We start from the raw sequence: 8,819 nt of genomic DNA on the forward strand, positions 1-8,819 counted from the left end.
GCAAGCACCCTTGCAGGCGAAGAACATTTGCCCATCGCGGCGACCCGCGGACCTCCGCTTTTCGTCGCGCTTCGTTTCGTTCAGTTTTCAAGGAACGATCAATCTCTTCATCGCCAGAAGAATCGCTTCCTCAAAAGCGACTATTATAATGTATCATCTTTTCGTTTTTTTGTCAACACTCTTTTTTGTTTTTTTTTGCCGCATCGAAGCGGCTTTATTAATATAGCATCTCCATTTTGATATGTCAAATGTTTATTGCAAAGGGAGTCGGTCAAGATCCCTTAAAGATGTGCATGGCTTTTCGGCACTACCACTACCATGATGGCATTGTTCACAATGGAATCAGACATGCAATCCCTTATGGGGGAAGAGCCATTTTTCCGCATCCCCCACCCCCCTTATTCACATTTCTTCCATTCTCTCGCTAGCATCCCGTACACAACATGGTCGACAAAACGATCGTAAAGCCACTCCGCGTCTCGAATCGTTCCTTCATTTGTAAATCCCAGCCGTTCTGGAATCGCTCTGCTCCGGTGATTTTCTGTTGCACAGCGGATTTCAACGCGATTCATCCCTTGCTCTGTAAACAAATAGTCGATGCACGCCTTGCATGCTTTCGTCATCAGCCCCATTCCTTGAAACGATTCGCCAAGCCAATAGCCAATGCTCGTTTTTCGATTCGCTCGATCCATATAATGAATTCCGATCACACCAGCCAATTGGCCGAGGTGCCAAATCCCGGCCTCAAAGCCGTTTCCAGCGGCAAACTTCTGCAACCCTTGAAAGATAAACGTTTTCGAATCCGCTACTGTTTGGGTTGAATCCACCCATGGGAGCCATTGACGCAAATGTGGGCGGCATGAATCAATTAACGCAAAAAGCGATTCCGCATCTTCCATTGTGAGCAACTTTAGCCATGAATGTTCCTCTAAGCGATGGATAAACATCGTTCATTCCCCTTTCATCATTTCTTCCATTATAGCACATCACCTTCCACACTCTGTCGTCCCCGCTACGCTCTTGTCAAAAAAAGACTGTTCCCACGGCAGCCAATCCGCCTTAGGAACAGCCCTTTATTCCTCTTCTATTCCCGCAAAAAGACGAAGTAGCAGATAAAGACGACAAACAGGACATACAACAACGGATGAACGTCTTTGCCGCGGCCTTTCAACAGCATCGTGATCGGGTAAAAGATGAAGCCGACAGCGATGCCGGTGGCAATGCTATAGGAGAGCGGCATCGTGATCAAGGTGAAGAACGCCGGCACGGCGACTTCGAACTTTTTCCAGTCAATTTCGCCGATCGACGAAGCCATCAACACCCCGACGATGATGAGCGCTGGTGCGGTGACCGGTGCGGTAATGACGCTCAGGAGCGGGGAGAAGAACAGCGCCAGCAAGAACAAAATCCCCGTCACGACCGCGGAAAACCCGGAGCGTCCTCCAGCAGCGACGCCGGCCGACGATTCGATATACGATGTCGTCGTCGATGTGCCAAACACCGCCCCAACCATCACCGCTGTCGCGTCAACAAGCAACGCTTTGCCAGCGCGCGGCAGTTTGTTGTTTTTCAACAGCCCGGCTTGGTTGGCCACTGCCAAAAGGGTGCCGGTCGCATCGAAAAAGTCGACAATAAAGAATGTCAAGACGACGCCAAGCATTTTCAGCGAAAGAATATCTGGCAAGTGTTCAATCGCGACGCCGAACGTCGGCGAAATGTCCGGGATCGCGCCGACAATTTGTTTCGGCACTTCAATCAGTCCGAAAATCATGCCAACGACAGCCGTAATGACCATGCCGTAAAAGACGCCGCCGTTTACCTTTTTCACCATTAAAACAACGGTGATGAACAATCCGAAAATGGCGAGCAGCGTATTGCCATCCTTCAAATCGCTCAATCCGACCAGGGTGGCGTCGTTATTCACAATAATGCCGGCGTTTTGCAGGCCGATGAACGTGATGAACAGCCCAATTCCGGCGCTGACGGCATATTTCAGTTCAACGGGAATGGCATCGATGATTTTTTCTCGAATGCCGGTGAGCGATAAAATCGTAAAAATGATGCCGGAAACAAACACTCCCGCCAAGGCCGTTTGCCACGGAATGCCCATATGCAAGACGACCGTGAAGGCGAAGAAAGCGTTCAGCCCCATCCCCGGCGCCAAGGCGATCGGGTAGCGGGCCAGCACTCCCATTAAAATCGACCCGTATGCCGCCGCCAAAGCCGTGGCGACAAAGACGGCTCCTTGGTCAATGCGCAGTTCGTCAGGAAAATCTTTCACCGCCCCTAACGACAAGGTAAATGGGTTGACGAACAAAATGTACGCCATCGACAAAAACGTCGTCAGCCCGGCGATGATCTCCGTCCGATAATTCGTGCCGAGCTCATCAAACTGAAAATACTTTCTCACGTCTGTCCCCCCTATAAAGAATAAAAACGCTTCTGCAGCTACCAGAAGCGTTGACTAAGAAGGAATGACGAACAGAGAGAGGACATCGGCTCTCTATTTCACATCCCTCGTAGTCAAGCTATTTACGGTAGCTTGGTAGAAACTCCCGAGCCATATTCCCGGGATTATACGACGGAATTCGACAATATTCATGATTCCACGGCTATTGTATCAGCCTGTCGGTCGCTTGTCAAGAAAAAAGACGAACATTTCTTTGGGAATGCTCGTCTTTTGTTCGTTTTTATTCCCACTCAATCGTCGCCGGAGGCTTGCTTGTAATGTCGTAGACGACGCGGTTGACGTGCGGCACTTCGTTGACGATGCGCGTTGAAATGCGTTCCAGCACATCCCACGGAATGCGGGCCCAATCGGCGGTCATCCCGTCGATCGAGGTTACGGCGCGGATGGCGACCGTATAATCGTACGTGCGGGCATCACCCATCACCCCGACGCTGCGGATGTCGGGAAGAACAGTGAAATATTGCCAAATGTCGCGGTCCAACCCCGCTTTTTTCACTTCTTCGCGCAAAATCGCATCCGATTCGCGGACGATTTCCAATTTTTCTTCCGTCACCTCGCCAAGGACGCGAATGCCAAGCCCCGGACCCGGGAACGGCTGGCGCCAAACGATTTCGTCCGGAATGCCTAATTGTGTGCCAAGAGCGCGCACTTCGTCTTTAAACAGCGTATTGAGCGGTTCGATCAGTTCGAATTTCATATCTTCCGGCAAACCGCCGACGTTATGGTGCGATTTGATCGTTTGCGCCGTCGCCGTGCCGCTTTCGATAATGTCGGTATAGAGCGTCCCTTGCACTAAAAATTCAATGCCTTCAAGCTTCGCCGCCTCATCGTCAAAGACGTAAATAAACTCGTTGCCGATGATTTTCCGCTTTTGTTCCGGATCTGTGACCCCTTTTAGTTTCGCCAAAAAGCGGTCTTTCGCATCGACTTTGATGACATTCATCTGGAATTGCTCACGGAACGTCTTCATGACGCTTTCCGCTTCGCCTTTGCGAAGAAGGCCGTGGTCAACAAAAATGCAGGTGAGCTGATCGCCGATGGCGCGGTGCACCAATACAGCCGCAACCGACGAGTCAACCCCGCCGCTCAACGCGCACAACACTCTTTTTTCGCCCACTTGTTCGCGGATGCGACGCACCTGCTCATCGATGAAGTTTTCCATCGTCCAGTCGCCCCGGCAGCCGCATACATCGAAAACAAACTTCTTCAACAAATCGTTGCCGTAGACCGAGTGGCGCACTTCGGGATGAAACTGCACTCCATACCACTTCCGCCGTTCATCGCTCATCGCTGCGATCGGGCAGGAAGGGCTTGTGGCATCTACGACAAAGCCGTCAGGCGGAGCGGTCACCAAATCGCCATGGCTCATCCAGACGACTTGCTCGTCCGGCAAACCGTGGAACAACAGGGAGTCGTTTTTCACTTGAATGAGCGCCTTCCCGTACTCGCGGTGCGACGCCTTTTCCACTTTGCCGCCTAAGTGGTGCGCCATCAGCTGCATCCCGTAGCAAATCCCTAAAATCGGCAGCCCGAGCTCAAAAATCGCCGGGTCGCACCGAAACGCCTGCTCATCATATACGCTGTTCGGACCGCCGGAAAAAATGATCCCCTTGGCGTTCAACGCGCGAATCTCGTCGGCGCGAATCGTATGCGGATGCAGTTCGCTGTACACGCCAAATTCACGGATGCGGCGGGTGATCAGTTGGTTATATTGGCTTCCGAAGTCCAATACGACGATCATTTCTTGATTCATGTTCTCCACCCCGTCAAAAAAATAACGCTGCCGTTGCCCAAAACGTGGATGAAGGCAGAATAGCAGCGTCTTCTGCCTTCATAGTCAGGCCGTTTACGGCGGCCCGGTAGAGACACGTGAGCCATATTCCCACGCATATATGAAGGGCTTTCGTCTATCCGTATGCAAATTTGAATTCATTCTATCAACTTGCCGGCAGGCGGTCAAGAGATCGTCCTTTTTATTAAATTTTCCCACAATTGACGCGCCTCACGGAAATCGATCCGGCTGCTGTTTGCGCCGTAGATCGCTTGTTCATACGATTTGGTCAAACGTTCCATTTCATCGGTTTCGAATAAACGATCCACTTGGATGGCATACTGACGCAACGTTTCCTCTTCTTTTCGTTTCAGCCCGTAGTCATGCAGCTGACGCAACAATGCCAAGTAAGCGGGGACAAGCCATTCCGGGCCGTCAACTTGGCGGCGGAATCGAAGGAGCGTAAGGCGCGGCCACCATTTTCGTCTTGTCGTGTAAATCGTTCCGCCCAATGCCGCTAGCATCGCGAACACGCCCAGCACCATTTGCCATGACCAACTGTCGGCCAGCTTCTCCCACCAATGGCGGTCTTGCTCTGGCGATGATCGTTTGATCAATTGTTCGAGCGGCACGCGCGGCTGTTCCTGTGGTTCCGGCTGCGAGGGCTGCGCTTGTTGCTCCTCATTCTGTTGAGAAAGTGAAAACGCATACGGGTTGACAAACCCCCGCGTTGGCTCAAACGGCACCCAGCCGACGCCTTCAAAATACACCTCAACCCACGCATGAGCGTCATGGTTGCGGATTTCGTAAAGATTTTCCCCGTCTTGCTCGCTGACCAGCCTTCCGGACGTATAGCCTTTCACCCAGCGCGCCGGAATGCCGAGCGAACGCACGAGCACGACCATAGAAGTCGAAAAATTGTCGCAATACCCCCGTTTTGTTTCAAATAAAAATTGATCGACGTAATCTTCGTTCTCTTTTGGAACGGCGACATCCTTTGTTTCGTACGTATATTGCCCAAGTTGAAAATACTGCTCAATGGCTCTCACTTTGTCGTAAGCCGTCTGTTCTCCGGCGGCGATTTGCTTCGCCAAGTCGCGCACCCTTTGCGGAAGCGTCTTTGGCAACTGCGTATATCGTTTCAACAGAAGAGGGTCTCGAACTGGGGGCGCGGCGCGCAACGCCGCAATCGGAAAATCCGGCTCCCAATAGGTCAATGAATACTTGCCAACAGGGAACGCATTCGCCCTGTCATCGGTCGTATAAATTTTCTCTGTCGCCACATCCATGCGGTACACGACCGGTTCGGCTGCTTCCACCCGCCGCAACCCAAGCGGATAAACGAGATGAAACCCTTGATCGCGCCGCTCGATCTCCGCCTTTTGCTCCACTGTCTCAACTTGATCGCTCCACCATTCATACTTGAGCTCTTCGCCGTTGGCAAACGAGCGGACTTGCTCGCTCGGAAACACTTCCCATCCCTTGCCGGTGTAAATATCTTTCGTCTCAATCCGCCAGTAATGAAGCCCTCGATCTTTCGCCGTAAAGACGACGGTATCATCCGCGATAAACGGCCCGCCGAGGCGGGAATCATTCTGTCCGTATCCCACTTTTGCCACGCCAGGAGAAGGCGAGTTGTCGTTCGTTTCTTCCGGCTGGGCATGATCGCTGCGGATAAACGCAACCGGATCCGGCCATTGGGGCGGCAGCTTTGGTCCCGCATACCCAGCCGCCAAAGCAGCAGCCGGAATGAATAGAGCGGCCGCCCGCCACGTTCCGATGCGAAAAGACGGCGCTTTTGCCTGCAGCCGCTCGCCATGCAGCCAAACGAAGGCGAAAAAGCCAAGCGCCACAAGGCGAACGATCGCGTCGTTCCCGCTATACGGAAAAAACGTATCAAGCACAGCGATATACCCAACTGTCAATGCGTATGGGACAAACCACCGTTTTTTCTGGACAATCAGCCAATGAAACAGAAACGAGATGGCCCATAGCAGCAGAAAAAAGGCAAAGGTGCGCACGGCATCGCTCGGCATGGACAAGCGTCCCCCCTGCAGCCAAGCCGCGCCATCCCGCCATAAGGCATACGGCAGCGAGGCGGCCGAATGGAACGAAAACAGCCAAGCGAGCGACCACCATATATATCCCGCTTTCCCCAAAGCGGACAGCCAGATCGGAAGGCGGAGCCAATACATCCCGAAGCAAAGGGCGACAAAGGCCGCAAACACTCTAATATGCGCTGTATCCGTCACGTCTTCCAACGGCCAAAGCCATTCCGTGAGCAGCCAAGCCGCTAGGACGTTGGGCAGCATAGCAGACAACATCCTTGTCCCTAACCGCCTCATCCGTCTTCTCCTCCTTGCCGGACAGTTTGCCATGATTGAGGGGGCATGTGGGATACGTGCACCCCCGCATGGCGGAGTCCGTCCGCCCACCTCCGCTCGTCCTCTCCCCATTCACGGTTGACCACATACAACACTATGCAGCGTTTTGACGCCATCGCTCGCAGCTGCGCAGCCAACTCGGCGGATAACCTCGACGTCACGACCACGCAACCGGCCGCTGTTCTCCAGTTCCCCTCCTCCGCCAATTGAGACGCAAGCGGCGCTGATCCGTTCGCCTCCGCTTCCGCCAGACGGAGAAGGAGCGACGGCCACTGCTCCTCGCTTCGCCGCGGCGCTAAATAAGAACGGGCTTTTCCAGTCACGAGCAGGCCGACTGGGACTCCTTCATCGATCAACGCTTTCGCGATGGACGCCGCCAGCGTGACAAGCTCCTCAAACCATGGCGATGCGGCGCCGTCGAGCACGACGATCCAATCGTCATTGCGCGGCTCATCGAACTCTTTTGTCATCAACGCTTGCCTTCGCGCTGACGCCTTCCAATGCACCCACGACATTTTGTCACCGGGCGCGTACTCGCGGGCGCCGGCCGCCACCGCCAGATCGCGGCGGTAAGCAAGCGGGCGGGCCGCTTTTCCATAGGCGAACCATTCACGCACCATTTCTGCCGGCCAAGGCCAATAGCGGGGATACACGATGATCGTGCACGGCGCCGAAAACGATTCTGCTTTGTTCACAAAGCCGAGGGCGTCAGAAGCCTCGAGGCGCACGATGTCCAACTGATGGCGACCGCGCGGCAACGAGAGTGACCACGCACAAGAAAGGCGGCGTCGAAACGGCCACGCGGCCATCGCCCCTCCATGCCGCGGCTCCTGGCCCGAAACGGTGAGGGCAGCGGGCGGAATCGCCCAAGGCAGCTCCATGCGGACCGTCACCGGAATCGGTTCTCCTGCATGATAGCGCTTCGCCGGCACCGTCCGGCTCACCGCAACGCGTCTGATCGGATACAAGGCGACGGCAAACGCATGCAGTCCAAACGGCAAAAAACTATAAAACAAAAACCAGCTGACAAACCCGCCTTGGAACATAGCGTACGAAAACAAAACCGCCGTCAAGAGCAACAGCCGGGCGAGAGCAGGCGAACAGAGCCTGTTCCGTGTTTTCTCCATCGTTACCTCCGCCCCTGCACCGGCACCGGCGTGCGGGCAACAAGCTGACTGACGACCATTTCAGCATCAAGCTTGTCCCATTTCGCTTCCGGGCGAATAAGCAGGCGATGAGCCAGCACGTAGGGAGCAAGGTGCTGCACATCATCGGGGATGACAAAATCGCGGCCATGGATGAACGCGTACGCCTGCGCCGCCTTCATCAAGGCGACTGACCCGCGCGGGCTGACCCCCAAATAGACCGCTTCATGCGTGCGGCTTTGTTGGATAAGGTCGACGATATACCGCTTCACCGTGTCGCTCACATGCACGTCCGAAACCTTTCGTTGCAGGGCCAGCAGTTCATCAAGCGACATCACCGGGCCGATCTCCGAAAGCGGCGCCGCTTTTTCCAGCCGGTTTAACATTTCGATTTCTTCGTCGGGAGACGGATAGCCCATGTGCAGCTTCACCAAAAACCGGTCAAGCTGGGCCTCGGGGAGCGGGTACGTTCCTTCATATTCAATCGGATTTTGCGTCGCCATCACCAAAAACGGCTGCGGCAGCGCCCGGGTGACGCCGTCAACGGTCACGCTTCCTTCTTCCATCGCTTCCAGGAGCGCCGATTGCGTCTTCGGCGACGTCCGGTTGATCTCATCCGCGAGCACGATATGGGCGACAATCGGCCCGGGCTTGTACTCAAACTGCTGTGTTTTCGGATTATAGACGGAAACGCCGGTCACATCGCTCGGCAGCAAATCCGGCGTAAACTGAATGCGCTTCAGCTCCACGTTGAACGATTTCGCCAGCGCACGCACCAACATCGTCTTGCCGACGCCGGGCACATCCTCGAGCAGCACATGGCCTTTGGCCAATAACGCTGTTAAGCTGAGGATGATGACGTCGCGTTTTCCGACGATGACTTGCTCAATGTTGCGGACCACCTTTTCAAAAGGGGGAAGCAGCGGCTCGTAAATCGCCATGACATCAAACTCCCTCTAGAAATGTTGATGTATCAAGGCTTTTCGGCCTCTCAGGGGTGTCCAAAAAATATTTTTCGACAAAATCCCTTACATCCTTTTTCAGTTTTG

Annotated in this window: 7 protein-coding genes and 2 riboswitches; of the genes, 1 reads left to right on the forward strand and 6 read right to left on the reverse strand. The window is 54.2% G+C overall.

Annotation, left to right across the window (positions count from 1 at the left end):
* Window positions 1-240, forward strand: a 240-nt coding sequence (locus CV945_RS17655; protein ID WP_232722246.1) for a hypothetical protein, incomplete at its 5' end; no start/stop codon positions are given.
* A gap of 158 nt (window positions 241-398) precedes the next feature.
* Here the strand turns inward: CV945_RS17655 and CV945_RS15615 are convergent.
* The 6 genes from CV945_RS15615 to CV945_RS15640 form a co-directional block, all read right to left on the reverse strand.
* Window positions 399-947, reverse strand: a complete 549-nt coding sequence (locus tag CV945_RS15615) for a GNAT family N-acetyltransferase (protein WP_063330676.1) — start codon at window positions 945-947, stop codon at window positions 399-401.
* Window positions 948-1,084: 137 nt separating this feature from the next.
* A complete protein-coding gene (locus CV945_RS15620; RefSeq protein WP_044742397.1) occupies window positions 1,085-2,410 on the reverse strand; it encodes an NCS2 family permease in 1,326 nt (441 codons plus the stop codon).
* 90 nt (window positions 2,411-2,500) lie between these two features.
* Window positions 2,501-2,602, reverse strand: a riboswitch (purine riboswitch).
* 88 nt (window positions 2,603-2,690) lie between these two features.
* Window positions 2,691-4,223 carry a glutamine-hydrolyzing GMP synthase gene (gene guaA / locus CV945_RS15625; protein WP_033011415.1) on the reverse strand — a complete coding sequence of 511 codons (1,533 nt, stop codon included), beginning with the start codon at window positions 4,221-4,223 and terminating at the stop codon, window positions 2,691-2,693.
* Between the two features lie 61 nt (window positions 4,224-4,284).
* Window positions 4,285-4,386, reverse strand: a riboswitch (purine riboswitch).
* 40 nt (window positions 4,387-4,426) lie between these two features.
* Window positions 4,427-6,586 (reverse strand): DUF4129 domain-containing transglutaminase family protein, encoded by a 2,160-nt coding sequence (locus CV945_RS15630; RefSeq protein ID WP_100660125.1) that lies wholly within the window; start codon window positions 6,584-6,586, stop codon window positions 4,427-4,429.
* Window positions 6,583-7,752 carry a DUF58 domain-containing protein gene (locus CV945_RS15635; protein ID WP_100660126.1) on the reverse strand — a complete coding sequence of 390 codons (1,170 nt, stop codon included), beginning with the start codon at window positions 7,750-7,752 and terminating at the stop codon, window positions 6,583-6,585. The genes CV945_RS15630 and CV945_RS15635 overlap by 4 nt, the downstream gene beginning before the upstream one ends.
* A 2-nt stretch (window positions 7,753-7,754) precedes the next feature.
* A complete protein-coding gene (locus CV945_RS15640) occupies window positions 7,755-8,711 on the reverse strand; it encodes an AAA family ATPase (RefSeq protein WP_100660127.1) in 957 nt (318 codons plus the stop codon).
* Window positions 8,712-8,819 lie beyond the last annotated feature (108 nt).

Origin of the sequence: Geobacillus sp. Manikaran-105, assembly GCF_002809955.1 — a bacterium.
GTDB classification, from domain to species: domain Bacteria; phylum Bacillota; class Bacilli; order Bacillales; family Anoxybacillaceae; genus Geobacillus; species Geobacillus thermophilus.